At 64.5% G+C, this 24,938-nt stretch carries 20 protein-coding genes; 9 read left to right on the top strand and 11 right to left on the bottom strand.

What is annotated here, in order from left to right; translation table 11 throughout:
* Positions 1-240 precede the first annotated feature (240 nt).
* The 4 genes from IAE38_RS07650 (at position 241) to IAE38_RS07635 (ending at position 4,483) form a co-directional block, all read left to right on the top strand.
* On the top strand, positions 241-2,157 hold the full coding sequence (locus IAE38_RS07650; RefSeq protein ID WP_201216871.1) for a sigma-54-dependent Fis family transcriptional regulator: 1,917 nt from the start codon (positions 241-243) through the stop codon (positions 2,155-2,157).
* Positions 2,158-2,223: 66 nt separating this feature from the next.
* The gene (mpl, locus tag IAE38_RS07645; RefSeq protein ID WP_201216869.1) at positions 2,224-3,573 is read left to right on the top strand and encodes a UDP-N-acetylmuramate:L-alanyl-gamma-D-glutamyl-meso-diaminopimelate ligase; all 1,350 of its coding nucleotides are present in this window, start codon (positions 2,224-2,226) and stop codon (positions 3,571-3,573) included.
* Entirely contained in the window at positions 3,570-4,199 is a 630-nt protein-coding gene (gene ubiX, locus IAE38_RS07640) for a flavin prenyltransferase UbiX (RefSeq protein WP_028633021.1), read from the top strand. The genes mpl and ubiX overlap by 4 nt, the downstream gene beginning before the upstream one ends.
* Positions 4,196-4,483 (top strand): YceK/YidQ family lipoprotein, encoded by a 288-nt coding sequence (locus IAE38_RS07635; protein WP_201216866.1) that lies wholly within the window; start codon positions 4,196-4,198, stop codon positions 4,481-4,483. The genes ubiX and IAE38_RS07635 overlap by 4 nt, the downstream gene beginning before the upstream one ends.
* Positions 4,484-4,486: 3 nt before the next feature.
* Here IAE38_RS07635 and IAE38_RS07630 read toward each other — a convergent pair whose 3' ends face one another.
* From IAE38_RS07630 to IAE38_RS07610, 5 genes are all read right to left on the bottom strand, one after another.
* Entirely contained in the window at positions 4,487-5,131 is a 645-nt protein-coding gene (locus IAE38_RS07630) for an oxidoreductase (protein WP_201216864.1), read from the bottom strand.
* A 27-nt stretch (positions 5,132-5,158) separates the two neighbouring features.
* Positions 5,159-6,892 (bottom strand): C13 family peptidase, encoded by a 1,734-nt coding sequence (locus IAE38_RS07625; RefSeq protein WP_201216861.1) that lies wholly within the window; start codon positions 6,890-6,892, stop codon positions 5,159-5,161.
* 204 nt (positions 6,893-7,096) lie between these two features.
* Complete coding sequence (locus IAE38_RS07620; protein ID WP_201216859.1) at positions 7,097-8,203, bottom strand: acetoin dehydrogenase dihydrolipoyllysine-residue acetyltransferase subunit; 1,107 nt, start codon at positions 8,201-8,203, stop codon at positions 7,097-7,099.
* Positions 8,200-9,222 carry an alpha-ketoacid dehydrogenase subunit beta gene (locus IAE38_RS07615; protein ID WP_028633016.1) on the bottom strand — a complete coding sequence of 341 codons (1,023 nt, stop codon included), beginning with the start codon at positions 9,220-9,222 and terminating at the stop codon, positions 8,200-8,202. Before IAE38_RS07615 ends, IAE38_RS07620 begins: the two co-directional genes overlap by 4 nt.
* A 33-nt stretch (positions 9,223-9,255) precedes the next feature.
* On the bottom strand, positions 9,256-10,233 hold the full coding sequence (locus IAE38_RS07610; protein WP_201216857.1) for a thiamine pyrophosphate-dependent dehydrogenase E1 component subunit alpha: 978 nt from the start codon (positions 10,231-10,233) through the stop codon (positions 9,256-9,258).
* Positions 10,234-10,554: 321 nt separating this feature from the next.
* On the opposite strand from IAE38_RS07610, the gene IAE38_RS07605 reads away from it, so the two are divergent.
* Positions 10,555-12,408 carry a sigma-54-dependent Fis family transcriptional regulator gene (locus IAE38_RS07605; RefSeq protein WP_201216854.1) on the top strand — a complete coding sequence of 618 codons (1,854 nt, stop codon included), beginning with the start codon at positions 10,555-10,557 and terminating at the stop codon, positions 12,406-12,408.
* A 70-nt stretch (positions 12,409-12,478) separates the two neighbouring features.
* Here IAE38_RS07605 and accC read toward each other — a convergent pair whose 3' ends face one another.
* From accC to IAE38_RS07575, 6 genes are all read right to left on the bottom strand, one after another.
* On the bottom strand, positions 12,479-13,834 hold the full coding sequence (gene accC / locus IAE38_RS07600) for an acetyl-CoA carboxylase biotin carboxylase subunit (RefSeq protein WP_201216852.1): 1,356 nt from the start codon (positions 13,832-13,834) through the stop codon (positions 12,479-12,481).
* Between the two features lie 17 nt (positions 13,835-13,851).
* Positions 13,852-14,313: an acetyl-CoA carboxylase biotin carboxyl carrier protein gene (gene accB / locus IAE38_RS07595; protein ID WP_060482302.1), complete on the bottom strand. Its 462-nt coding sequence runs from the start codon at positions 14,311-14,313 to the stop codon at positions 13,852-13,854.
* Between the two features lie 95 nt (positions 14,314-14,408).
* Positions 14,409-14,864, bottom strand: a complete 456-nt coding sequence (gene aroQ, locus IAE38_RS07590) for a type II 3-dehydroquinate dehydratase (RefSeq protein WP_028633011.1) — start codon at positions 14,862-14,864, stop codon at positions 14,409-14,411.
* A 180-nt stretch (positions 14,865-15,044) separates the two neighbouring features.
* Positions 15,045-16,829 carry a protein-disulfide reductase DsbD gene (locus tag IAE38_RS07585; protein ID WP_201216850.1) on the bottom strand — a complete coding sequence of 595 codons (1,785 nt, stop codon included), beginning with the start codon at positions 16,827-16,829 and terminating at the stop codon, positions 15,045-15,047.
* Positions 16,830-16,902: 73 nt separating this feature from the next.
* On the bottom strand, positions 16,903-18,864 hold the full coding sequence (locus IAE38_RS07580; RefSeq protein ID WP_201216848.1) for a methyl-accepting chemotaxis protein: 1,962 nt from the start codon (positions 18,862-18,864) through the stop codon (positions 16,903-16,905).
* Positions 18,865-18,993: 129 nt separating this feature from the next.
* Positions 18,994-20,352: a diguanylate cyclase gene (locus IAE38_RS07575; protein WP_201216846.1), complete on the bottom strand. Its 1,359-nt coding sequence runs from the start codon at positions 20,350-20,352 to the stop codon at positions 18,994-18,996.
* A gap of 249 nt (positions 20,353-20,601) precedes the next feature.
* Here IAE38_RS07575 and IAE38_RS07570 point away from each other — a divergent pair, with 249 nt between their 5' ends.
* The 4 genes from IAE38_RS07570 to speA all read left to right on the top strand — a co-directional run bounded on the left by IAE38_RS07570 (position 20,602) and on the right by speA (position 24,865).
* On the top strand, positions 20,602-21,669 hold the full coding sequence (locus tag IAE38_RS07570) for a DUF2333 family protein (protein WP_028633007.1): 1,068 nt from the start codon (positions 20,602-20,604) through the stop codon (positions 21,667-21,669).
* Position 21,670: 1 nt separating this feature from the next.
* A complete protein-coding gene (locus IAE38_RS07565) occupies positions 21,671-22,204 on the top strand; it encodes an NUDIX hydrolase (RefSeq protein ID WP_201162843.1) in 534 nt (177 codons plus the stop codon).
* Between the two features lie 235 nt (positions 22,205-22,439).
* On the top strand, positions 22,440-22,811 hold the full coding sequence (locus tag IAE38_RS07560; RefSeq protein ID WP_028633006.1) for a translation initiation factor Sui1: 372 nt from the start codon (positions 22,440-22,442) through the stop codon (positions 22,809-22,811).
* A 140-nt stretch (positions 22,812-22,951) separates the two neighbouring features.
* Entirely contained in the window at positions 22,952-24,865 is a 1,914-nt protein-coding gene (gene speA / locus IAE38_RS07555; RefSeq protein WP_060482296.1) for an arginine decarboxylase, read from the top strand.
* Positions 24,866-24,938 lie beyond the last annotated feature (73 nt).

The raw sequence follows: 24,938 nt of genomic DNA, 5'->3' as shown, positions 1-24,938 counted from the left end.
ATTGTGTTTGTGTGGAGTTACCAAGCGTAGAGCAAAGCGCGGGCCACTGTGCCTTGGCTCAATAAAATCAATGGCTTGCGCCAGTACTTGGATGTTGCAGCCTGGCCCTTGTACCACGGGCGGTACGGTTGGGCATGACACTGTGTACCGTTTACGGCACAACGTTGGGCCGCTGCATTGCAAACCCCTGCACGGTGGAGGATGCTGGGGCGATGCACTCATCTGCGGAGCACAACAACAATGCAGAGCAACCCGTTCACCCGCCACGCCCGGCAAGTGCACACGGTGGCCCACGGCGGCGCCAGCGAGGGTGGCGGCGACCCGTCCATCGCTCGCTCCTGGCTGCGTTGCCTGGAGGACTATCACCTCGACCCGGCACTGATCGAGGCCCCGGTGGTGCTGGAGCATGGCCGCCTGCAGGAGAGCCGCGAGCGCCTGCGCCAGGTACTGCAAATTGCCGAGCACGAGATGAACAGCCTGCACCAGCAGCTCTCGGGTGCCGGCCACGCGGTGCTGCTCACCGACGCACGCGGGGTGATCCTCAACTGCGTCACCGCGCCTGCCGAGCGGCGCAGTTTCGAGCGCGCCGGGCTGTGGCTGGGCGCCGACTGGAGCGAAGCCCGGGAGGGCACCAACGGCATTGGCACCTGCCTGGTCGAGCGCCAGGCGCTGACCATTCACCAGCATGAACATTTCCGTGGGCGGCACACCGGGCTGACCTGCTCGGCAAGCCCCGTGTTCGACCCCCACGGCCAGTTGCTGGCGGTGCTCGACGTCTCGTCAGCGCGGCCCGATGTTTCGCGCCAAAGCGAATTCCACACCATGGCCATGGTCACCCTGTCGGCCAAGATGATCGAGAGTTGCTATTTCCTGCGCCAGTTCGAGCAGTACTGGCTGCTGCGTTTTCATGTACAGGCCGAATCGGTCGGGCTGTTCAGCGAAGGGCTGCTGGCGGTGGAGGGTGATGGGCGCATCTGCGCTGCCAACCAGAGCGCGCTCAACCTGCTGGGGCGCGTGCGCGGGGGCGTAGTCGGCCAGTCACTGGAAGACTTTTTCACCTGCCGCCACGACGACGTATTCAGCCGAGCCACCCCGGGCGGCAGTGCGGTGTGGCCGCTGCACACCGTCGATGGCCGGTTGGTGTTTGCCAGCCTGCGTGGTCAGGCGCCCGCGCCGGTGTGGTCGGTGCCTGCGGCTCAGCCGCTGCCGGTGCCCGAGGTGCAGCCGCAGGTGTGCCTGCTGGACCCTGCGTTGCAGAACCACTTCCGCCGTAGCGTGCGGGTGTTCGAGCGCAATGTGCCGTTGCTGCTGCGCGGGGAGACCGGTTGCGGCAAAGAGGCCTTTGCCCTCGCCGTGCACCAGGCCAGCGGGCGGTGCGACAAACCGTTCGTGGCCATCAACTGCGCGTCCATCCCCGAAAGCTTGATCGAAAGCGAGCTGTTCGGTTACCGGGGCGGCAGTTTCACCGGCGCACGCAAGGAAGGCATGCGCGGCAAGCTGCTGCAGGCCGATGGCGGCACCTTGTTGCTGGACGAGATTGGCGACATGCCGCTGGACCTGCAGACTCGCCTGCTGCGGGTGCTGGAGGAACGCCAGGTGGTGCCGATTGGCGGCGAGCCCCAGGCGGTGGACGTGCGGATCATCAGCGCCACTCACCGTGACTTGCTGCAACGGGTGGAGCAGGGCACCTTCCGCGAAGACCTCTACTACCGCCTCAATGGCCTGGAGGTAGCACTGCCTGCGGTACGCGAGCGCAGCGACAAGGCCCAGTTGCTGGACTTCTTGTTCCGCGAGGAGGCCAAAGGCCAGTTGATCGACATCGCACCCTGCGCGCGCCAGGCGCTGCTGGCTTTCGCCTGGCCCGGCAACGTGCGGCAGATGCGTAACGTGCTGCGCACCCTGGTAGCGCTGTGCGAGCACACCCACATCGCTTTTGCCGATCTCCCCGGCATCATCCGCGAGGGCTCGCCCCTGCGTGCAGGTGCTGGCTTGCCCGCGTCAGGGCCCGACGCCCTGAAAGATGCCGAATGCCAAACACTCCTGGCTGCCCTGCAAGCAAAACACTGGCACCTCACCCGGGTAGCCGAGTACCTGGGCATCAGCCGCAATACCCTGTACCGGAAACTGCGCAAGCACAACCTCAACCGGCCAGCCTGAGCGAAACAGCGGGTGCGATTTATCGCGCCCTGGGCTACCCTGCCTCGATGTTTTGCGAGGTCGACCATGCATATTCACATTCTCGGTATTTGCGGCACCTTCATGGGCTCGCTGGCGGTGCTGGCCAAGGAACTTGGCCACCGCGTCACGGGCTCCGACGCCAATGTCTATCCGCCCATGAGCACCCAGCTCGAAGCCCAGGGCATCGAGCTGACCCAGGGCTACGACCCTGCGCAACTCGACCCGGCGCCAGACCTTGTGGTCATCGGCAACGCCATGTCCCGCGGCAACCCGGCAGTGGAGTACGTGCTGAACAAGGGCCTGCCCTATGTGTCTGGCCCGCAGTGGCTGGCCGACCATGTGCTGCAGGGGCGCTGGGTACTGGCGGTAGCGGGTACCCACGGCAAGACCACCACCAGCAGCATGCTGGCCTGGGTGCTGGAACACGCTGGCATGAGCCCGGGTTTCCTGATTGGCGGCGTGCCGCAGAATTTCTCGGTGTCGGCCCGCTTGGGCGCGACGCCCTTCTTCGTGGTAGAGGCTGACGAATACGACAGCGCGTTCTTCGACAAACGCTCCAAGTTCGTGCATTACCACCCACGCACCGCCATCCTCAACAACCTGGAATTCGACCACGCAGATATCTTCCCGGACCTGGCGGCCATCGAGCGGCAGTTCCATCACCTGGTGCGCACCATCCCCAGCGAAGGCCTGGTGATTCACCCCACCTCCGAACAGGCGCTGGAGCGGGTGATCGGCATGGGTTGCTGGACGCCGGTACAGACCACGGGCGATGGCGGGCAGTGGCAGGCGCGCCTGCTCAGCCCGGACGGCTCGCGCTTCGAGGTGCTGTTCGAAGGCCAGGTGCAGGGCGTGGTGGACTGGGCCCTGACTGGCCAGCACAACGTGGCCAATGCCCTGGCTACCCTGGCGGCAGCGCGCCATGTGGGCGTGGTGGCCGCCATGGGTATCGAAGGCCTCAGCGCATTCAAAAGCGTTAAACGGCGCATGGAAAAGGTCGCTGAAGTCCAGGGTGTAACCCTCTACGACGACTTCGCCCATCACCCTACTGCCATCGCCACCACCCTGGACGGCCTGCGCAAGCGGGTAGGCGAGGCGCCGGTCATTGCGGTGATCGAGCCACGCTCCAATTCCATGAAGCTGGGTGCTCACCGCGACGGCCTGCCCGAAAGCGTCAATGATGCCGACCAGGTCATCTGGTACGCGCCTGCCAACCTGGGCTGGGACCTGGCGGGCACCGCTGCGCAGTGCACGATACCGAGCATGGTGGCGGGTAGCATCGAGGCAATCATCGAGCAGATTAAGGGCCAGGCCCGCCCAGGTACCCACGTGGTGATCATGAGCAACGGCGGCTTTGGCGGCCTGCACGGCAAACTGGCAGAGGCCCTGAAGTGAGCGGGCCGCAGCGCATCACCCTGGCCATGACGGGGGCCTCGGGCGCTCAGTATGGCCTGCGCCTGCTCGACTGCCTGGTGCGCGAGGACCGCGAGGTGCATTTTCTGATCTCCAAGGCCGCACAACTGGTGATGGCCACCGAGACCGACGTGCTGCTGCCGGCCAAGCCTCAGGCCATGCAGGCGTTCCTTACCGAGTACACTGGCGCCGCCGCCGGGCAGGTGCGGGTGTACGGCAAGGAAGACTGGATGTCGCCGGTTGCGTCGGGCTCCGGCGCGCCCGCTGCCATGGTGGTAGTGCCCTGTTCGACGGGCACGTTGTCTGCCATTGCAACTGGCGCCTGCAACAACCTGATCGAGCGGGCTGCCGATGTGACCCTCAAGGAGCGTCGCCAGCTGATCCTGGTGCCGCGCGAAGCGCCGTTCTCCACCATTCACTTGGAGAACATGCTCAAGCTCTCGCAGATGGGCGCGGTGATTTTGCCTGCCGCGCCCGGGTTCTATCACCAGCCGCAGACCATCGATGACCTGGTGGACTTTGTGGTGGCGCGCATTCTCAACCTGCTGGACATCCCGCAGGACATGCTGCCGCGCTGGGGTGAGCATCACCTTGGGGTGGATGATTGAAACGAGCGTTGGCCTGCATGATGGCAGTGGCTGCGCTGGGCGGCTGCGCCACGGTGCGTACACTGGATGCGAATGTACCTGGGGCCCCGGTGGTGTACGCCGGGGCCCGGCTGGACTGGTACGTGATCAATGGCGGCTGCTGCCCGCGGGAACGCTTTGGTGCTGACGCACCCCAGTTCGCAAAGGCCGACCTTGTGCCCAGCATGCTCCTCGATACCCTGCTGCTGCCACTGTCCCTGCTGACCGCAGCGGGTGTCGAGTACAGGGCCTCGGGCGGCCTTTGACGGCTACGGCCTGCCCAGCTTTCGCAGTTCGTCCGATTCGACGATGCGCACCCCGTCCTGTTCTTCCAGCGCCAGGCGCCACAGCGCCCTGGCTAAGGTGCAGGCCTCGATACCCCGGTATTTGCCCGGTATCAGCTTGGAAAACGGCGCTGCGAGTTTTTCTGTAAGCCGCGGTTGGCTGCGCTCGCCCAGCAGCAGGGAGGGGCGCACGATGGTGAGCTGTGGCCAGTCCTGGGCCTTCAATGCTTCCTCCATCTCGCCCTTGACCCGGTTGTAGAAAATCGAGGATTTCGGGTCTGCGCCCAGCGCGCTGATCACCAACAGGTGCCGGGCGCCCATTTCTCGCGCCCGCTTGCTGAAGGCCACTACCATGTCCAGGTCCACTGCCCTGAAGGCAGACTCGGAGCCCGCCTGTTTCAGCGTGGTACCCAGGCAGCAATAGGCGATGTCGACACGCCCACCCAGCTGTGGCAAGAACACCGCCGGGTCGCCGACGGGGTTCTCCAGGTGCGGATGTTCGGCCAATGGCCGCCGGGTCGGGGCCAGCACCCGGGTGATGGTCGGCTCGTTGAGCAGGCGGTCGAGCAGGTGTTCACCGGTCAGGCCGGTCGCTCCGGCAAGCAGGACATGCTGAGGCGTCAAGTACATGATGTCTCTCCCTTGTTACACCCAAGCTTAGTGGTTGCGCGGCGTTTTTGCCTGCGCCCCCACCTTGGCATGGGTGGCATTGCGCAAGGCTTCTTCGGCTTGCTGGCTGCGCAGCCGCTGCCAGTGTTCCAGCACCTTAGGCGGCGCCCACAGCTGCGGTTCAGACGCCTCGAAGCCTTCCCTTCGTTCCCGTTCGGCAACACTGCCACGCGCCAGTTCAAACGCCTGTTTCAGGTCGTCGGTCTGGTTCAGTGCCTGGGCGAACAGGGCATCGCCAAAGTAGGTGAAGTCGGCCTCTTCCGAACAACCGAACGACACCCGGTCAGCCCGCGCTGCGGTCATGATCACGGTGCGCTCGTCCTTCAGGCCGGCGATGTAGCCACCGGAATAGCAGGCAGAGATGACGATTACCTTGTCCCGGTCCTTGAGCGGTGCCAGGGCGCTGGCCAGCTCGTCGGCAGACAGGTCCGCCAGCTGCAGCCGTGGCTGGTCCAGCACCAGCTGGTGATCCTCGCTGCCGTGGCTGGTCAGGTAGATGAACAGCAGGTCTTGCGGGCCGCTGCGTTCTGCCAGTGCCTGGGCGGCGCGGGTAATGCTCTGGCGGGTGGCCATGGGGCGTGTGGCCATGAAGTCGCGGTGATTGACCAGGGTTACCTGGCCACGGGCACCGAAGCGTACCTTCAGCAGGTTGCTGACGTAGTCGGCCTCACGCAGGAACACGCTCTGCTGCCCGTCGCCGGCCACCACCAGGCTGTACAGCTGGATGGGCGCCAGCGAGCGCGGCACTGCCGCCAGCGCTTCGTCCAGCAGCCGGCCCTGGTTGAGCAGGGCGAGGTCGAGAGGGTCGGGCAGCAGCTTGCCGTGCTGGTCGCGCACGCGCACGCCATTGGCCCAGACCCCGCTTTGCACCTGGCCGTTGGCCAAGGTCAGGCGCCCTTGGCCGTGGTAGGCATCGTTGAGCAGGTTACCCACGTACTGGCTGCCATCGGCCAGTTGCAGGCTGCCGTGGCCAGACATGCGCCAGTCGACGAAGGCGCCTTTGTAATGGCTGCCATCGCTGCCGAGCATTTCGCCTTCGCCCACCAGCGCACCGTCCTTGAACTGGCCGATCCACACATCACCGTCGGCATTTTCGTAGCGGCCCCGGCCTTCCAGGCGGTTGTCCTTGAATTCACCGATGTACTGCTCGCCGTCGACGCTGTCGTAAGTACCGGTGCCTTGCAATTGGCCGTCCACGAAGCGCCCGCTGAACTGGTTGCCGCTGGCGTCGCTGCGTACCCCGGCGCCGTTGGGTTTGCCTTTGGCGAACAGGCCTTGGTAGCGGCTGCCGTCGGCCAGCTCCAGCTGGCCGGCGCCTTCGTACTGGTCGTCCTTGAACTGGCCACGGTAGGTCTGGTCGGCCTGCTTGAGGGTGCCTTCACCGTCACGGCGTCCGTGGCGGAAGGTGCCGGCGTAATGGCTGCCGGGGGTGATCAGGTCGCCCAGGCCTTCGAACAGGCCATCCTTGAACTGGCCACGGTACACCTCACCGTTCTGGCCATGCCATTCACCCTGGCCGTGCCACTGGCCATTCTTGAAGGTGCCGGCGTACCAGCTGCCGTTGGGGTAGTCGATGCGCCCTTCGCCCTGCAGAAGGCCATCGACCACCTGGCCTCGGTAGCGGCCGCCGTCGGGCAGGCGCGCATCTGGCGGCAACAGGGATTCGCCATCGCCACAAGCGGTAAGCAGCAGAAGCAAGGTAAAAGGCAGCAGTGGACGCATGGCGATGACCGGGCAATAAGTTTGCCGAGTATGACGCAGATTGGGTGAGCGACGGTAGGAGGGAGGGAGGGCTTGAAGGTGCCCGCCCTGATGATTTTTCCGCCTGTGAACCCGAGCGCCGCCCGCTCCTACACTGGAATAATTGCCCACAAAAATGTAGGAGCGAGCGCAGCTCGCGATGGGCTGCGTAGCAGCCCCAGTCCATCAGGCGCTGCGCAAAAACGCCAGCATGCTGCGATTCACCGCTTCGGCAGCTTCCATCTGCACCATGTGGCCAGCCTCAGGCACCAGCAGCACTTCAACATCGAGGCCTTCGGCATGGCTGGCCGGGATGATCGCGTCCTTGCCGCCCCAGATCACCAGCGCCGGCTGCTGGGCAAGTACATGGCGCAGGTCGTGGCGCTGGGTATCGCCCTCGGCAAGGCCCGAAGCCAGCTGGCGCAAGGCACCGTCCACGCCCTCCAGCCGCTTGAACTTGAGCATGTCCTCCAGCATCTGCCGGGTCACCAGCGCCGGGTCGGCGAACAGCTGAGCCATTTGCGGTTTCAGGGCATTGCGGTTGGCGGCAGCCACAAAGCCTTGCAGGTACTGCCCATTGATACGCTCGCCCAGGCCCACGCTGGCGATCAGGCTCAGGCTTGCCACCCGCTGCGGGGCCATGCGCGCAATGTTCAGGCACACTGCGCCGCCCATCGAGTGGCCAGCCAGGTGAGCCTTGGCGATGCCCAGGTGGTCAAGCAAGGCCAACACGGTTTCGGCCAGCTCATCCAGGTCGCCGCGTTGCAGGGCTTTGGCCGACTCGCCGTGGCCCGGCAGGTCGAGTGCGATCACCCGGCGCTCGGCGGCCAGGGCGGGGTGGTTGAACAACCAGTTGTTGAGGTCGCCGCCAAAGCCGTGCACCAGCACCAGCGGCGTACCCCCTTCGCCCAGCTCGAACCAGCGCAGCAGTTGCCCGGCCACCTCGGCCTTTTGCGGGGCGGGCCCCTGGGCCTGGTCGGCGTTGCCCTCTGCGACGAACTCGGCCTGGAACCGCTGCACCACGGCATCGATTGCGGCCTCGTCAGCCTCGCCTTCGACCACCACCGCCAGCAGCGCCCCCACCGGCAGGGTTTCATCGGGTTTGGCCACCACGCGGCGCAGCACCCCGCTGAAAGGCGCCTCGACGCTGCTGCTGATCTTGTCGGTCTCCACGTCCAGCACTTCATCGCCCTTGCTGATCGGGTCACCTTCCTGCTTGAGCCAGGTGTCCACCCGGCCTTCGGTCATCGACAGGCCCCACTTGGGCATGGTCAGGGTATGGATCTGGCTCATGCGGCGCTCCTTTTCGCGTCGATCACCTTGCGTACGGCGGCCTCGACCTTGGCTGCGTCAGGGATGTACAGGTCTTCCAGCGCATCGGAGAACGGCACGGGGGTATGCGGTGCGGTCACCATCTCGATCGGCCCCTTGAGTGCGGCAAACGCCTTTTGTGCTACGAGCGCGCTGATGTCGGTGGCCACGGAACAACGCGGGTTGGCTTCGTCGATGACGACCAGGCGCCCGGTTTTTTCCACGCTTTCCAGAATGCTGTCCTCGTCCAGCGGGCTGGTGGTGCGCAGGTCCAGTACCTCGCAGTCGATCCCCTGGCGGGCCAGGTTGTTGGCAGCTTCCAGTGCCACATGGACCATGCGGCCGTAGGTCACCAGGGTCACATCGTCACCGTCGCGCAGGTAGTTGGCCTCGCCGAACGGTACGCTGTACACCTCTTCCGGCACCTCGCCCTGCAGGCTGTACAGCAGCTTGTGCTCGCAGAAGATCACCGGGTCGTTGTCGCGAATGGCCTGGATCAACAGGCCCTTGGCGTCGTAGGGCGAAGACGGGCACACCACCTTCAGCCCGGGAATGTGCGTCCACAGCGAGGTGAGCATTTGCGAGTGCTGGGCAGCGGCACGCAGCCCGGCACCGTACATGGTGCGCATCACCAGGGGGGTGACCGCCTTGCCACCGAACATGTAGCGAAACTTCGCGGCCTGGTTGAGTATCTGGTCCAGGCAGCAGCCGGCGAAGTCGACGAACATCAGCTCGCAGACCGGGCGCAGGCCCTGGGTCGCGGCGCCCACCGCCGCCCCCACATAGCCAAGCTCGGACAAGGGCGCGTCCAGCACCCGCCCGGGGAACTGGTGGTACAGGCCTTTGGTAACCCCCAGTACGCCGCCCCAGGCGTCATCCTCGCCCGGCGCGCCGGCGCCGCCGGCGACGTCTTCGCCAATGATGAAAACACTCTCGTCGCGGCGCATTTCCTGGGCCAGGGCTTCGTTGATGGCTTGCTGGTAGCTGATCTTTCTTGCCATGGTGATTCTCCTGTCGTTCTTGTTATGGGCAGCTCAGGGGTAGGCGACGTAGACGTCGGTCAGCAGGTCGGCAGGTTGCGGTTTGGGGTCGGCCTTGGCGCGCTGCACGGCGTCCTCGATCAGGTCTTCGATGCGCGCATCGATAGCGTCAAGTTGTGCGGTGCTCAGCCAACCGGCCCGCGTGGTCTTATCGCGAAATTGCATCAGGCAGTCGCGGGTCTCGCGCAGGTTCTTTACCTCGTCGGGCGCACGGTAGGTTTGTGCGTCGCCTTCGAAGTGGCCGTAGTAGCGGGTGAGCTTCATCTCGACCAGCGAGGGGCCCTGGCCACTGCGGGCCCGTTCGACGGCGGCGCCGGCAGCTTCGTGTACGGCAAAGAAGTCGAAGCCATCGATGGTCACCCCTGGCATGCCGAAGCCTGCGGCGCGGTCGGCAATGTGCTTGCAGGCCACCGACCAGTTCGAGGCGGTGGCTTCGGCATAGCCGTTGTTCTCGGCCACGAAGATGCAGGGCAGCTTCATGATCGCGGCCATGTTCATGGCCTCGAACACTGCACCCTCGTTGGAGCCACCGTCGCCAAAAAACACCACCGCCACATCGTCACGCCCCTTGATCTTGGCCGCCAGCGCGGCGCCGACCACAAGCGGTGCGCCTGCGCCGACGATGCCGTTGGCCCCGAGCATGCCTTTGCCCAGGTCGGCAATGTGCATCGAACCGCCCTTGCCGCCGCACACACCGGTCTTCTTGCCGTAGATCTCGGCCATCATGCCGTACACATCCACGCCCTTGGCGATGCAGTGGCCATGGCCACGGTGGTTGGAGGCGATGCAGTCGCTGTCGCGCAAGTGCGCCATGACGCCGGCTGCCGAGGCTTCCTCGCCGGCATAAAGGTGGACAAAGCCGGGTATCTCGCCGGTGGCGAATTCGACATGCAGGCGTTCTTCGAACGCGCGGATGGTGCGCATCACCTCGTAGGCATGCAGCAGTTGTTCGGTGCTCAGTTGATTGGACATGTTGTTGTTCTCCGGGGTGTCTCAACGGTTCACAGCGTGCAGGCCCATCGCACGTGCTTGCCTGGGCTGGAGCAAGGCCGGTGCCAGCTTTGTGCGGGCTGCCGGAAAGGCCCGTTGCAGAGGGGCCGTGCATGCATTTCGCGATCAGGCTGGCCAGGCAGGCTGAGACGCCCGGTGCCGGCGCGCGGCTGCGGCCGGTGAGACGTTGAGACGCTGCGTCTCACGCCTGCCGATAATCACCCCGTGCTTGTCGGGGCATGCCAGCGGGCGCTTAATGGCCCAACAACCATAAAAAGCTGTAACGAGAACCGGAGGGCCTGAATGCTTGCCGCGAACTCCCGAGCCCATGTCGACTGCGTCAGCCGGGTGCTGAAAAATGCCGACCGCCTGCCCCAGGCGCCGGTGCCACCGCTGATCCTGGACTCATGGCGCCGCTCCATGGAGCTATACCGCCTTGACCCTGCCTCCCAACAAGGGCCGCGGGTGCTTTCACCCAGCCTGCTGAACGAATGCCGCGAGCGTGCCGAGCTGTTTTTGCGCATTGCCAGCGATGCGGTGGCACGCCTGCATGAACGGGTGCGTGGCGCCGACTACTGTGTGCTGCTGACCGATGCCCAGGGCCGTACCATCGACTACCGTGTCGAGTCAGCCATCCGCAAGGACTGCCGCAAGGCCGGGCTCGACCTGGGCACCTGCTGGTCGGAGGGCGTGGAGGGCACCTGCGGGGTGGCCGCGGTGCTGACCAGCAGGGCCCCGGTCACGGTGCACAAGCGCGACCACTTTCGTGCGGCCTTCATCGGCCTGACGTGCACGGCGGCGCCGGTGTTTGACCCGCAAGGCGAGTTGCTGGGCGTACTGGATGTATCCGCCCTGCAGTCGCCGGATGACCGTCGCAGCCAGCACCTGATTCGCCAACTGGTGGAGCAGACCGCGCGCGAGATCGAGAACGCGGTATTCATGCACAGCGCGCAGGGGCACTGGGTGATGCGTGCCCATGGCACCCCGGGCTACGTGGAAAGCCAGCCCGACTACCTGCTGGCCTGGGACGCCGATGGGCGCCTGCAGGCGCTCAACAGCCTGGCACGAGAGCACCTGGCGCAAAGGCTTGGGCGCTTGCCGGCGCACATCGGCGAGCTGTTCGACCCTGGGCAGCTGCGGCGTGTCAGTGCTTCCAGCGCCCAGCGCCTGCCAGGCCTTGCCGGGCTGTACGGCCGGGTCAGCCCGCCCCAGCGCCGCACGCCTGCGCGTGCCGTGCAGCAAGGCCAGGACGCGCGTATCGAGCAGCACCTGCAGTTGGCCACGCGGGTCAAGGACTGTGGCCTGGCAATACTGGTGCTGGGCGAGACGGGGGCTGGCAAGGAAGTGTTCGCCCGCCAGTTGCATCGCCTGAGCCGGCGCCACGAAGGGCCGTTCGTGGCCCTTAACTGTGCGGCCATTCCGGAAAGCCTGATCGAGAGCGAACTGTTCGGGTATACGGCGGGGGCGTTTACCGGGGCTTCCAGCAAAGGGATGCAGGGGCTGTTGCAGCAGGCCGACGGCGGCACGTTGTTCCTCGATGAAATCGGCGACATGCCCCTCACCCTGCAAACCCGCCTGTTACGTGTGCTGGCAGACGGCGAAGTGGCGCCCTTGGGTGCGGCGCGGCGTGAGCACGTGGACATCCAGGTGATCTGCGCGACGCACCGGGATCTGGCAGCGAGGGTGGAGCAGGGCCAGTTCCGGGAGGACCTCTATTTCCGCCTGGCCAACGCCAGCTTCGCGCTGCCGCCGCTGCGTGAGCGTGATGACCTGCTGGGGTTGATCCACCAGATGCTGAGTGAAGAAGCGGCCGGCTGCAGTACCGACGCCGTGTTGGCCAATGATGCGCTGCAAGCGCTATTGGGGTACCGCTGGCCTGGGAACCTGCGGCAGTTGCGCCAGGTGCTGCGCTACGCCTGTGCAGTGAGTGAAGGCGGGCACATCCGGATGAAAGACCTGCCCCAGGCGCTGCAACACGACCCCCCTGTTGCAGATGCCCCAGGGGTATCGTGCCCCGCCCGGCAGTTGCTGCTCGATGCCTTGATTCGTCACCGCTGGAAGCCGGCTGAAGCGGCGCGGGCATTGGGCATATCGCGCGCGACGCTGTATCGGCGCGTACATGAACACCACATCGAAATGCCGCGGATGAAGGGGTAAGCACACGCCCGGACAGGCCATAAAAAACCCCGGCACCAGGGCCGGGGTTGTTGAACATCACACTACGCGATCAATCCTGGTTGGCCAGTTTGTGCTCGAGGTAGTGAATGTTGACGCCGCCGTTGCAGAAGCCTTCATCACGCACCAGGTCGCGGTGCAGCGGGATGTTGGTCTTGATGCCATCGACGACGATTTCGTCCAGGGCATTGCGCATACGGGCCATGGCCTCGTCGCGGTCCTTGCCCCAGGTGATCAGCTTGCCGATCAGCGAATCGTAGTTCGGCGGTACCGAGTAGCCGCTGTACAGGTGCGAATCGACACGTACGCCGTTGCCGCCGGGTGCGTGGAAGTGTTTCACCGTGCCTGGGCTCGGGATGAACTTCTTCGGGTCTTCGGCGTTGATCCGGCATTCCAGCGAATGGCCGTGGACCACGATATCTTCCTGGCGGAACGACAGCTTGTTGCCAGCGGCGATGCTCAGCATCTCCTTGACGATGTCGACACCGGTGACCATTTCCGAAACCGGGTGCTCAACCTGTACGCGGGTGTTCATCTCGATGAAGTAGAAGCGACCGTCTTCATACAGGAACTCGAAAGTACCCGCACCGCGGTAGCCGATCTCGATGCACGCGTCCACGCAGCGCTTGAACACTTCCTGGCGGGCTTTCTCGTCGATGCCCGGGGCCGGCGCTTCTTCCAGTACCTTCTGGTGACGGCGCTGCAGCGAGCAGTCACGGTCGCCCAGGTGGATGGCGTTGCCCTGGCCGTCCGACAGCACCTGCACTTCAACGTGGCGCGGGTTGGTCAGGAACTTCTCCAGGTACACCATCGGGTTGCCGAAGGCAGCACCGGCTTCGGTACGGGTGAGCTTGGCCGAGGCAATCAGGTCCTCTTCCTTGTGCACCACGCGCATGCCGCGACCACCACCGCCACCAGCGGCCTTGATGATCACCGGGTAGCCGACGTCACGGGCAATGGCCAGGGCCATTTCTTCGTCTTCTGGCAGCGGGCCATCGGAGCCCGGCACTGTAGGTACGCCGGTCTTGATCATGGCGTCCTTGGCCGAAACCTTGTCGCCCATCAGGCGAATGGTGTCAGCTTTGGGGCCGATGAAGGCGAACCCGGATTTTTCCACCTGTTCGGCGAAGTCGGCGTTTTCCGCCAGGAAGCCGTAGCCCGGGTGGATCGCCGTGGCGCCGGTGACTTCGGCGGCCGCGATGATTGCCGGAATATGCAGGTAGGAATCCTTGGACGATGCAGGGCCGATGCAGACCGACTCGTCTGCCAGGCCCAGGTGCATCAGTTCACGGTCGGCGGTGGAGTGCACCGCGACGGTCTTGATGCCCAGCTCTTTGCAGGCACGCAGGATCCGCAGGGCAATTTCCCCACGGTTGGCGATCAGGACTTTTTCGAGCTTCCCAGACATCGTTGGCTCTCCGCGATTCAAACGACGGTGAACAGCGGCTGGTCGAACTCAACCGGCTGGCCGTCTTCTACCAGGATGGCGTCGATCACACCGCCGATTTCGGCTTCGATGTGGTTCATCATCTTCATGGCTTCGACGATGCACAGGGTGTCGCCTTTTTTCACGGTCTGGCCAACTTCAGCGAAGTTCGGCGAGGTCGGCGAAGGCTTGCGGTAGAAGGTGCCGACCATTGGCGAGCGGACCACGGTGCCTTTCAGGGCAGGGGCAGCAGCAGCGGCTTCAGCAACCGGGGCCGCGGCGGCTGCCGGGGCGGCTACTGGGGCAGCAGCCATTGGCGCAGGTGCGTAGAACTGCTGGGCAGCCGGGGTCTTGCTGTGACGGCTGATACGGACAGACTCTTCGCCTTCCTTGATCTCCAGCTCGTCGATGCCAGACTCTTCCAGCAGCTCGATCAGTTTCTTGACTTTACGGATATCCATTAATCATCAACTCCCAAAGGTTCGGTCAGGGGGCGAAAGGTAAAAACGTGTCGACACGTTTCTCTCGACCCTGGCCACCGAGGCCAGGGTTTTCATTATTTGGGCTGTGCGTTGGCAGCCAGTTGTTCCAGCGCAGACTCCAGGGCCAGCCGATAACCGCTGGCGCCCAGGCCGCAGATCACACCCACTGCAACGTCGGAAAAGTAGGAGTGATGGCGGAACGGTTCGCGTTTGTGCACGTTGGACAGGTGCACTTCGATGAATGGGATGCTCACCGCAAGCAACGCGTCACGTAATGCGACACTTGTATGGGTGAACGCCGCCGGATTGATCAGGATGAAGTCCACACCCTCATTGCGCGCCGCGTGAATGCGCTCGATCAGTTCGTATTCGGCATTGCTCTGCAAATACTGCAAATGGTGGCCCGCTGCACGGGCGCGTTGCTCCAGGTCCTGGTTGATCTGGGCCAGGGTCACGGCGCCGTAGTGGCCAGGCTCGCGGGTACCGAGCAGGTTCAGGTTGGGGCCGTGAAGCACCAGTAGCGTTGCCATCTGCGGATTCCTTGGATTTGTAGGGCAATTCGACACAGCGCGGCGAGTGTGCCGTAAAGGGGTACCAAGTGTCCAGTTCCCCGAAATAGCCAGCACGATGCCCGAGGTTCGCGCGAAGTATGTGACCAGATGTTTGGATCCGGTCACTCAGCGCAGGTTTGCGCCCGGCATACGGGCGCCTCAAAGGCCTGCTGTAGCGCGTACGCGCTGAAGAATAGCGGCAAATTCATCGGCGTTTACTTCACCAATGACCCGATCAGCGGTTATTTCGCTGCCATTACCGCCAAAAAACAGGATTGCAGGTGGGCCGAACAGCCCGTACCGGTCCAGCAGGCCGCGTTGGGCGGCATCACTTTGGGTGATATCGAAGCGCAGCAGCTTGAACCCAGCCAGCTGAGGGCGCACCTGTGCGGCATTCAGCACCTCGTGCTCGATCACCTTGCAACTGATGCACCAGTCGGCATACCAGTCCAGTAGCACCGGTTGGCCAGCCGCCTTGGCCTGTGCCAGCGCTGCGTCCAGGGCGGCGGGGGCGGTTAGGGTTTGCCAGGCGTCGGCCGGTACCGAAGGGGTGCCGACACCCGCCTGAACGGCGGGTGGCAATGGCCGCAGCGGATCGCCCTGGCCACTGAGCGCGCCGTACCAGCACGCCAGGGCGTACACCAGCAACGCCAGGCCCAGCAACTGTGCCAGGCGCTGGCGTGGCGACTTGACCACGAACTCAAGGGCGCCGAGAAACAGCGCCACACCGGCGCTCAGCAGGCCCACCAGCAACAACGTCAGCGGGCCGGGCAGCACGCGGCTGAGCAGGCCGACAGCCAGCCCCAGCAACAGCACGCCAATGGCATTTTTCACCGTGTTCATCCAGGCTCCGCCTTTTGGCAGCCAGGCGGCACCACCGGTGGCGATCAGCAGCAGCGGGGTGCCCATGCCCAGGCCCAAGGCAAACAACTTGAGGGCGCCGCCCAGGGCGTCGCCACTGGCGCTGATGTAAAGCAGGGCACCGGCCAAGGGGGCCGAAACGCAGGGTGAAACCAGCAGGCTCGACAGCACCCCCAGCGCTGCCGCGCCCAGCAGCGAGCCGCCTTTGGTGCGGCTGGCCACACTGTCCAGGCGGCTGCTCAGCGCCTGTGGCAGTTTCAGTTCGAACAAGCCGAACATGGCCAGGGCGAACACCACGAAGAACAGCGCGAAGGGCACCAGCACCCAGGCCGACTGCAAGCGGGCCTGCAGGTTGAGGCCTGCGCCAAACAGGCCCATCAGCGCGCCCAGGGCGGCAAAGCTTGCGGCCATCGGCAATACATACGCCAGCGACAACGCCAGGCCGCGCAACCCGCCTACCTGGCCGCGCAGCACCACCCCGGACAGAATCGGGAGCATCGGCAGCACACAAGGGGTAAAGGTCAGGCCCAGGCCGGCGAGAAAGAACAGCAGCAGTGACTTCCACGTCCAGCCCTGCTCGCTGCCAGGGGCAGAAGGGCTAGCCAGTGCGGTGCTGGCGCCTTGGCCGTCGATGCTGATGCGTTCGGTTTCCGGCGGGTAGCACAGGCCCTTGTCGGCGCAGCCCTGGTAACCCACCTGCAACGTGAATGCACGGGAGTCTGTACGCGGCAGTTCGATGTCGAGCACCCCGTGATACACCTCGACGTCGCCGAAAAACTCATCATGCTTGGGCTCGCCTTTCGGGATATTCGGCGTGCCCAGGGCGATATCTGCCGGCTCGGTATGGAACTGGAACCGGTGGCGGTACAGGTAGTAGCCATCGGTGGCCACAAAGCGCAGCTTGATGCTGTGCGCATCGGCCTGTACCAGGCTGAGCTTGAAGGCCTCGTGCACCGGCAGGAAGTCGGCATTGTTGGCCAGCGAGGCGGCGCCAAGGGTGGCGCTGGGGCGGTTGTCCAGCAGGCCGGTGGCGAACACCGGGCTGGCCAGCAGCAGGAACAACAGGAAAAACAGGCGGCGCATGGCGGACTCGCGAGGTGGAACGTGCCGCGCATGATAGCGGAGCGCCCGTGCGATGTCCCCCATGGGCACTGGCTCACACCCTGAACGCGCGTACCGCCCGGTTCAGCTCGCCACCCAGGCTGAGCAACTGTTCGCCTTGCTCGCGGCCTTCGCCTATGCGCTGCAGGTTGTCGCCGCCCAGTTCATGGATGCGTTCGCTGTGGTCACGAATTTCGCTCACGGCGCCGCTCTGCTGGGCGGTGACGTCGGCGATGCGCACGGCGGTATCGGAGATGGTGCGGATGGCGCAGACGATTTCATCCAGCGCGCCGTCCGCCGTCTGCGCCTGGCTGGCGGTCGCCTCGGCGTGCTCAAGCTGGGTGCGCATGCCGGTCACGGCGCTTCTGGCCGCCTGCTGCAGCCGGTCGATCAGCGTCTGGATTTCGCCGGTGGCGCCCGTGGTGCGCTGGGCCAGGGAGCGCACCTCATCGGCCACTACCGCAAAGCCGCGGCCCATTTCGCCAGCGCGGGCCGCCTCGATGGCGGCGTTCAGCGCCAGCAGGTTGGTCTGCTCGGCGATCGAGCGGATGACCGTAAGCACGCCGCCAATGGTGGCAGACTCCTCGGCCAACTGCTCGATCATGCGGGCGTTGCCCTGCACCTCGTCGACCAGCGTGCGCAGCCCTGACAGGCTCTGGCCTATCACCGTCTGCCCCTGTTCCACCGCGCGCCCGGCATCACGGCTGGCATGGGCGGCGGCGCTGGCATCGCCGGCCACCTGCTGGATGGTCGCCTCCAGCTCGCCCAGGGCGTCGCGGATCTGGCCGGTGTCGCCGGCCTGGCGCTGGGCGCCGTCGTGCAGGGCGGCGCTCATGCCTGCCAGGGCATGGCTGCTGCCGGCTACCTGTTCGGCATTGTGGCGGATGGTGCCCACCAGCTCGACCAGGTATTGGCGTAGGCGGTTGAGCGATTCCTGAATATCGTGCAGTTCGCGGTTGGTCTTGCCCAGGGCGATGGCCTGGGCGAAGTCGCCTTCGGCCCAGCACGACAGGGCCGGGGCCAAGCTGGTGAGGGTGCGCGCAAGGCGCCGTTGCAGCGTATCGATCAACAAGGCGATCAACAGGATCAGGCCGATCATCAGGCCCTGGATGATGCGCACCTCCCCTGCAATCTTGCCATGCAGGTTGCGGACTTCTGGTTCCAGGGCGGCAATGGCCTGTTGCACCGCATCCAGACGCTGGCCGGTGCTGGTCGCCAGCGCGGCGCGCCGCTCAATCTGGGCTCGGGTGCGCTGCAGCTCGGCAGGGTAGCGGCTCAGCAGGCTCTGCAGTTCGCGCTTGAGGGGCACGGCCACATCTTCCTGCTGCTCGCTGGCCTGGGTTTGCAGGCCCATCATGGCGGCAAAATCGTCCGCCCCAGACTCGGCGGCGCGGGTCACCCCCAGCAGCGGCAGGCCGTCGATGACCTGGGCCTGGGCGCGTATCAGTTGCAGTTCACGCTCCACTTCATCGGCAAGCTCCGGTCGGCCGCTGCTGACCAGCTTGTCCCGTGCAAGCGACAGCCGGCCCAGGTGCACGGCGGCATCCAGCAACGGCACCTGATAACGGTTGGCGTCGGGGCTGTTGCTGTCCCGGGCATAGCCGGCCAGTTGCTCAAGGTTGGCGCCCAGTTCACGCTCGGCCTGCAGCAGCAGGGCTTGCGGGTCGCCTGCCAGCTTGCCTGCCGCCAGTAGATCGCCGGCGGTGAAGGCCTGCAGCCCATCCAGGCTAGGCCGCAGCTTGTCGGCGAGTTCGCCCGGCCATTCGGCCAGGCCCGCCTGTAACTGTTGGGTGGCTTCCAGCGCGGCAGCGTGGCGCAGGGCATCACCGCTGCCCAGGTAGGCCTGGATATTGCGCGCCGCCTGGTTCTGGAACTGCTGGGACAGGCCCAGGTAGCGCTCCATCATCTGGTAAGGGCGTTCCAGCGCCCGCTGCGACCACCACAACGTGGCCGCCAGCGCAATGCACACGGTCACCAGCAACAGCGTGTTGAAATTGGTCAGCCACTTCAGGCGCATAGCCGCACACTTCCTGCGCAGGGGGGAGATAGGCGCCTGAAGTTATTGCGATTTTGTGACGTGGTGATGACGACAAAGGCCTGGCGTCAAAAAAAGTGGCAAAGTGCCGCTATTTGCGTAGGTCCCGTTTCAAGGCTCTACGCGTACCACGCAGTTACGGCCCGCATGTTTGGCCCGGTACAAGGCTTCATCGGCGGCACTGGCCATGGTCAGTGCGTCCAGCCCGTCATCCAGTTGCACCACACCTGCACTGAAGGTGCACTGCAGGTCCCGGGGTTGGGCCGGGTACAGGATGTCGGCAAAGCGCCGGCGGATCTCGTCCAGCACTTTGTGCGCCGCGTCCAGGGCGGTATTGGGCATGACGATGGCGAATTCCTCACCGCCGTAACGGCCAATGAAATCGGACTTGCGTAGCCGCTGTTTGAGGAACAGCGCCAGGCTCTTGATCACTCGGTCACCCATGGGGTGGCCGTGGCGGTCGTTGATCTTCTTGAAATGGTCGATGTCGAGCATGGCAAAGCTGAGCGGCTGGCACTCACGCCGCGCCCGGAAGCTGCAGTCTTCGAGCAGTTGCAGGATGTGCGTGTGGTTGTACAGGCCCGTCAGGCTGTCGCGCACCATGCGTGCCTTCAGGTGCCTGGCGCGGGCGGCGCGGTTGCGCACGGTGGTGATCAGGTGGCGTGAGCGAAACGGTTTGGTCAGGAAATCGTCGCCGCCTTCACTCATCGCTTCGAGCTGCTTGTCCAGGTCGTCTTCGGCCGACAGGTAGATGATCGGCACGCTCACGTAACGGTCGTTGTGACGGATGACCTTGGCCAGCTCCGGGCCCGTGCAGGCGGGCATGTACATATCCAGGATGATCAGGTCGGGCTGAAAGTCGGCCAGTTCGGCCATGGTACGAATCGGGTCGCTCAGGCTGCGGGTAACCATGCCCGCCCCGGCCAGTACCCGTTCGGTGTACAGGGCCTGGGTACGCGAGTCATCGATGATCAGCACCCGCAGTGGGTCGTAGGGGGCGGCGTCGGTCAAGCGTTCGACCTTCTCCAGCAGGCTGGAGGCCTCCAGGGTGCCGGTGAGAAAGTCTTGGCCACCTGCCCTTACCGCAGCCAGGCGGGTAGGGGTGTCGGTTTCGTGGTGGCTGAAGAACAGCAACGGCACGGGTTTTACCAGCGTGGCCTGGATCTCGGCAGCCAGTGCCAGGCCTTGGCCGGCGCCACTGAAATCGACATCCATGATCACCGCCGACGGCGGGCATTCACTGAAGGAGGCACGAAACGCATCAGCCGTTGGCAACGCCTGCACGCCAAGGCCGAAGAATTCCAGTTGTTGCGCGAGGCGCTCGGCACGCTCGTGGTCCTGCAGCAGGATGTAGACCGGCCGGCGCACAGGCGCGAGCAGTACCTGGTCGAGCGGGTCATCCTTGCGCAGGCCGCTACGCGTGAGCTGCTGGGCGGGGCGCTGCGGGCTCGGCTCGACTGCTTGGCTCATGTCCTGGCTACTTTGTAGGTTGTGGTATGCAGGGGCAGTGATGGCTCTATGCTAGCACCTCTTCATGGCAGGGTGAGTGTCACATGTCAACAAAATGACCAGGATCACTATTCAGTTCATGACCGATGGGTCGCTTATGCGTAAGGCAGTGTCTGCTTTATAGTGCAGCAAGGCGGGCTTGCCGTGGCACCCTGGCGTAGGCCTGTGGTCCAAGCCCCTGAACCGTCGTGACTGATTAAGGACAAAGCCATGCTGGACTGGAAAAACCGCGAGGCGAAAGCCGAGCCCCGTGAGCGTGCCGACAGCCGCGGCGCTGCCGCCCGTAGCTACTTTGGCGGGTTGTGGAGCCGTGCGCTGCTGACCCTGGTCGGGTTGTACCTGTTGGTCTGCATTGGCCTTGGCTGGTACTGGAGCCAGGAGCCGGACCTGTTCCCGGTCCAGCAGAACGCGCAAGCGGCCGCCCAACGCAACGCCCAGCAGATGGTCGTGGGTTACACCACCATCGAAACCCTCAAGACCGTGGCCGGCACGTTGCTGGACAAACCGGGCGGTTACATTTCCAACGACCGCTTCCCGCCAGGGCTGTGGATGGACAACATGCCGAGCTGGGAATACGGCGTACTGGTCCAGGTGCGTGACCTGTCCCGGGCCCTGCGCAAGGACTTCGCCCGTTCGCAGTCGCAGTCCACCGAAGACGCCGACCTGGCCAAGGCCGAGCCACGCTTCAACTTCGACAACAAGAGCTGGATTCTGCCTTCCAGCGAGTCGGAGTTCGAGGAAGGTATTAAGTCGCTGTCGCGTTACCAGGCACGCCTGGCCTCGGGTGACAAAGGTGCAATCTTCTACACCCGCGCCGACAACCTGAACAACTGGCTGGGCGATGTCGCCACCCGCCTGGGTTCGCTGTCCCAGCGCCTGTCGGCCAGTGTTGGCCGGGTCAAGCTCAACACCACGTCCAAGACCGACTCGGTGGTGGCTGGCCAGGCGCCGCAGGTGGACGAGGAAGTGGTGGAAACCCCTTGGCTGCAGATTGACAACGTGTTCTACGAGGCCCGTGGTCAGGCCTGGGCACTGTCGCACCTGCTGCGCGCCATCGAGGTGGACTTCGCCGACGTGCTGGCGAAGAAGAATGCCACGGTGAGCGTGCGCCAGATCATTCGTGAACTGGAAGCCTCGCAGGAACCGCTGTGGAGCCCGATGGTGCTCAACGGCAGCGGCTTTGGCATGTGGGCCAACCACTCGCTGGTCATGGCCAACTACATCTCCCGCGCCAACGCTGCCGTCATCGACCTGCGCCAGTTGCTGTCGCAGGGCTAAGGTGAGCATCACTGCCCGCGAGGCCGCCCACCGGGCGGCTTCAGACCGCGAGCTGGTGACCTGGGTGGATGAAGCCGACCAGGTGCAGGGTGCTTTGCCCCGGGCGCAGTTACGCGAACGCGGCCTGATCGGCCGCTGCACCTTCATTCTGCTGTTCAATACCGCCGGTGAGCTGTGCGTGCACAGGCGCACCTTGAGCAAGGCGCTGTACCCGGGTTACTGGGACGTCGCGGCAGGGGGTATGGTCGCAGCGGGTGAGGGCTATGCCGAGTCTGCGGCCAGGGAGCTGGCTGAGGAATTGGGGGTCGAGGGCGTTGAACTGCGCTTTCATGAGCGGTTCTACTTTGACCAGCCTGGCAACCGCTTGTGGTGTGCAGTTTATTCGGCGGTGTCCGATGCGCCGTTGCGCTTGCAGCCGGAAGAGGTGATGGAGGCGCGGTTCATGGGGTTGGAGCAGGCTGAGGCGCAGAGCCTGAGCGAACCTTATTGCCCGGATTCGTTGGCGGCGTTGCAGCGCTATAAAGCCAGCCTTTGAGTGCTTGCGTGTTGCTCAGGAAGTGGGGCTGGCCAATGACCCCGTTCCTGTGCAAATACTTCGATCGCGATCGCGGCGCGCCTACACAATAGCCAGATTTATCGTTACACTGCGCGCCCTTTTCAGGCTGCCGCAACACCTTGCGGCAGTAGCGCTGCCCCTGCCAGAGTGGGGCTTTGCGGTCGGCCTTGTCCCAGGCTCGACCAGTTTTTGTCCTCAGCGCAGAGGAACAAAAGTGGCCAAGAAAGCTTCTTCCTTTTCCGCCCTTGGCGGTCTCGTTTACTCCACCGATGCCGGTCGGCACTGCCCCGACTGTGGCCAGCCGGTGGATGCCTGCACCTGCAAGCAGCAGGCTATCCCCGAAGGGGATGGCATTGCCCGCGTGCGCCGCGAAAGCAAAGGCCGCGGCGGCAAGACCGTGACCACCGTCACCGGGGTGCCGCTGCCGCTGGATCAGCTCAAGGAGCTGGCCACCACCCTCAAGCGCCGCTGTGGCACCGGTGGTGCGTTGAAGGACGGGGTTATCGAAATTCAGGGCGACCATGTGGAGCTGTTGGTTGCCGAACTCATCAAGCAGGGTTTCAAGGCGAAGAAGTCCGGCGGCTGAGTCTTTTTGCCCGGTGCTTTCTAAACTCGTTGCTGTGACCAGGGTCTACCCAGGCAACAGACAAACCGTCACTTTTGGCTTTTACACTGCGCCCGCCAGCTGGCAGGGCCGTGTTTACGACTTACTTATAGGGGACTTGAATGTCCGTACGACGCACACGCAAAGACGATGGTAGCCAATGGACCGTGGCCGACAGCCGCAGTGTGTATGGCATCCGCCATTGGGGCGCTGGTTATTTCGCCATCAATGATGCCGGGCGCGTCGAAGTGCGCCCCAATGGGCCGGACAGTGCCCCGATCGACCTGTTCGAGCAGGTTGACGAGCTGCGTCAGAGTGGGCTGTCACTGCCGTTGCTGGTGCGCTTCCCTGACATTCTGCAGGACCGCGTGCGCCAGCTGACCGGGGCCTTCGATGCCAACATTGCGCGCCTGGAATACCAGAGCCAGTACACCGCGCTGTACCCGATCAAGGTCAACCAGCAGGAAGCGGTGGTGGAAAACATCATCGCCACGCAGAACGTGTCCATCGGCCTGGAAGCCGGCTCCAAGCCTGAGCTGCTGGCAGTGTTGGCATTGGCGCCCAAGGGCGGCACCATTGTCTGCAACGGCTACAAGGACCGTGAGTTCATCCGCCTGGCGCTGATGGGCCAGAAGCTGGGCCACAACGTGTTCATCGTCATCGAGAAAGAGTCGGAAGTGGCGTTGGTGATCGACGAGGCCGCCGAGCTCAAGGTCAAGCCGCAGGTGGGCCTGCGGGTGCGCCTGTCGTCGCTGGCCTCGAGCAAATGGGCCGACACCGGTGGCGAGAAGTCCAAGTTTGGGTTGTCGGCCGCGCAGCTGATTTCGGTGGTACAGCGTTTCCGTGACGCCGGGCTGGACCAGGGTATCCGCCTGCTGCACTTCCACATGGGCTCGCAGATCGCCAACCTGGCCGATTACCAGCATGGGTTCAAGGAGGCCATCCGCTATTACGGCGAACTGCGTGCCCTGGGCCTGCCGGTGGACCATATCGACGTGGGTGGTGGCCTGGGCGTGGACTACGACGGCACCCACTCGCGCAATGCCAGCTCGATCAACTACGACATGGACGACTACGCCGGCGTGGTGGTGGGCATGCTCAAGGAGTTCTGCGACGCGCAGGGCCTGCCGCACCCGCACATCTTCTCGGAGAGTGGCCGCTCGCTGACCGCGCACCATGCCATGCTGGTGATCCAGGTGACCGACGTCGAGAAACACAACGACCAGGTGCCGACCATCGAGAACAAGGCCGCCCTGCCCGAGACCGTGCAGTGGCTGGTCGACCTGCTGGGCCCTACCGACATCGAGATGGTGACCGAGACCTACTGGCGCGCCACCCACTACATGGGGGATGTGGCGGCGCAGTATGCCGACGGCAAGCTGACCCTGGCCGAGAAGGCCCTGGCGGAACAGTGCTACTTTGCCGTGTGCCGCCGCCTGCACAACTCGCTGAAGGCTCGCCAGCGCTCCCACCGCCAGGTGCTGGACGAATTGAACGACAAGCTTGCCGACAAGTACATCTGCAACTTCTCGGTGTTCCAGAGCCTGCCCGACACCTGGGCCATTGGCCAGGTGCTGCCGATCATCCCGCTGCACCGCCTGGACGAAGAGCCCCTGCGCCGCGCCGTGCTGCAGGACCTGACCTGCGATTCCGACGGCAAGATCAACCAGTACGTGGATGAGCAGAGCATCGAGACCAGCATGCCGGTGCATGCCTTGAACGAGGGCGAGGACTACCTGCTGGGTGTGTTCCTGGTGGGTGCGTATCAGGAGATCCTGGGCGATATGCACAACCTGTTCGGTGATACCGACTCGGTGAACATCTACCAGAACGCTGATGGCAGCGTTTACCACGCCGGTATCGAGACTCACGACACCATCGAGGACATGCTGCGCTATGTGCACCTGTCGCCGGAGGAGCTGATGACCCATTACCGCGACAAGGTAGCCAGCGCCAAGATCACCGCACGCGAACGTACCCAGTACCTGGATGCGTTGCGCCTTGGGTTGACCCGGTCTTCGTACTTGTCGTCGTAAGCAGCGGTATATCGCTCGCTTCTACCCCCCTGTAGGAGCGAGCGAAGCTCGCGATGCGCCGCAACGCGGCGCC

The sequence above is a fragment of the Pseudomonas sp. S32 genome, from assembly GCF_016648095.1.
Taxonomy (GTDB): Bacteria; Pseudomonadota; Gammaproteobacteria; order Pseudomonadales; family Pseudomonadaceae; genus Aquipseudomonas; species Aquipseudomonas parafulva.
Note: the sequence above shows the minus strand (reverse complement) of the source record. Positions and strands in the feature narration are given on the sequence as shown.